This is a genomic window from Nostoc sp. (assembly GCF_035638895.1).
Taxonomy (GTDB): Bacteria; Cyanobacteriota; Cyanobacteriia; order Cyanobacteriales; family Nostocaceae; genus Nostoc.
The window spans coordinates 1-2,010 of sequence record NZ_DASQZC010000277.1; the positions used below are offsets into that span (position 1 = coordinate 1).

General features: G+C 40.3%; 2 protein-coding genes. Both read right to left on the reverse strand.

From position 1 onward, the window contains the following. Window positions 1-484: 484 nt before the first annotated feature. Complete coding sequence (locus tag VE944_RS13325) at window positions 485-1,093, reverse strand: hypothetical protein (RefSeq protein WP_324977722.1); 609 nt, start codon at window positions 1,091-1,093, stop codon at window positions 485-487. A 179-nt stretch (window positions 1,094-1,272) separates the two neighbouring features. Further along, window positions 1,273-1,860, reverse strand: coding sequence for a thylakoid membrane photosystem I accumulation factor (locus tag VE944_RS13330; RefSeq protein ID WP_324977720.1), 588 nt, complete (start codon window positions 1,858-1,860; stop codon window positions 1,273-1,275). Window positions 1,861-2,010 lie beyond the last annotated feature (150 nt).

Genomic DNA, 2,010 nt, shown 5'->3' on the forward strand with positions numbered 1-2,010 from the left:
TTGAAGCAGCCAGAAGGCAGAAGGCAGGAGGAAAGAAAGAGTTTTTGAGAAAACTTTCTGTTAAAACCTGATATCATGTCCGCCTAATTAGTTACGATTTCCACAGTCATTTCACCCCACCCCCAACCCCTCCCCGCAGGCCTACAGTGTATACACAAGTCTTAAAATTCCCCCTATTACTTGGTTTCGTCATCTAGCGTTAGGTTGTGCGATCGCTCTGGAAGCGTGTCCGCAGGGTGTCGCAGACAAGCGATCGCAAAAACTCACGGGATTATGTGATTACTTCGCTCCGTTATCACTGCGCTCGTAATGACAATTTAAGGGGTCTATAACGCCTGAAACCCTTTCAGATAGTACTTGTGTATACACCGTAGCCCCGCAGGCGGGGAGGGGAGACAAAGCATACCTTTGGCGGGGTGGGGTTCTTCGAGTTTAATAAACAATCAAGCGGAGATAATATGGTTTTTCCCCCCTGCCTCTTTGCTCAACCAATAGGCCGATTACCAGGATTGACTGCATGAATATATTCACTACCCGATTGCGGTCTTCCTCGTTTATAACAAGCTTCTTCTGGTTTACCCCATCCTAGCTGCAAAATGATTTCCAAAAAGCTAGAATTTTCCCACTTGCACAAACTTGCCCATTCTGTTATTTGAACAATTCTTTCTACATCAAATGTGACAATTTTTTGGTACTGTTTATTATTATTGAAACTCAAGTATAAATCCATCCCCATAGAGACTTCATACCAAAATTCTACAATAGAATTTTTAGCAGTTTTTAATATTTCTAAGTCACTAGTGAGGGCTATTAACTCGCTGTCTACTTCGGGATAGTTTAAGTTTTTACCTTTGACTGTTACCTCGCGCCAAATAATACCTGAAACTTGGTTTTCCTTCTGATATTCATGAATTGCAGCTTTGAAATCTTGATAGGCAGTGAACTGTTGCAGCCCATCAGTCATGAGAAACTGGTCAATTACAGGATTGCCAGAGACTGGTATTTCTAATTTTAGGCGTTTTCCGTTGAGGCAGGCTTGGCGTTCGGCTGCCAAAATTTGAATTAGCTCCTGAGTCGTGTAAACCTTTGACATTAGAATATACTCTAGTTTGTCATTAGTCATTGGTCATTAGTCATTAGTTATGAACTATAGACTATGAACTTTCCAATCTGTTAACACAGCTATTTCAATATTATGCTTTGACATTGGTGGCAATGTAGTAACAGATATCACTAAAAATTAGGGCAGACCAATTTGGCCTACCCTATAAGTTACTTAGCTAACTCACTACTAAACTCATTAAAGGCTCGCCGTTTTAGCTGTGCTGTTTCAGTGCGTGGTACTAAATCAAAGATTTTACGAAATTGATCGTCTATATCTTCAAAAGGTACTTGACCTTTTTTATTTAAAACAACTTCACCTGATTTATTAAACACCACGACTTGAGGAACACCCCCAGAATAGTAATATCCTGCTTCTGTAGGGTTGTAGGTCTGTTTAAGCGGGATAGCATCTACATTAATAGGCATAATTTCTGCTACCCGACCATAGAATTCTTGCACCCGTGAAATGGAAATGGCATATCTTTTAGAATCGCTGCTGTCATCCAAATAAAAGGCCAAAAAGATGGGTTTATGTTCAGCTAAAGCCTGTGCAAGTGTCTGTCTGGGAGGAACTAATGAACCGTTGCCAGCATAAACGACAAAAATGTTGCCATCATATAAATCATTATTAAGACCAGCGTATGCAGGTTGCATACTTATAATGAAAAGACTTGCAAGCAACAACAGGCATTTGGACAACCACCTTTGCCAGCCAGTAATTTGTTTATGTAAAAAAAGAAACTTTGTGCTATTCATCAAAAGGAACCTTGCAAGCTATTACTTGTCGTGAGTTTGTGCTGAATTCGGCAAACTGGGCTGGATATGTAATTATGCCCACGCACTATTTTTTAAGATAACGCCTACTGAGATTATCTCTCGTAAGTGGATGATGGAGATAAACGGAGT

Coding starts and splice junctions, on each gene's coding strand:
- VE944_RS13330 (WP_324977720.1), bottom strand. CDS start 1,860: ATGAATAGCACAAAGTTTCTTTTTTTACATAAACAAATTACTGGCTGG.
- VE944_RS13325 (WP_324977722.1), bottom strand. CDS start 1,093: ATGTCAAAGGTTTACACGACTCAGGAGCTAATTCAAATTTTGGCAGCC.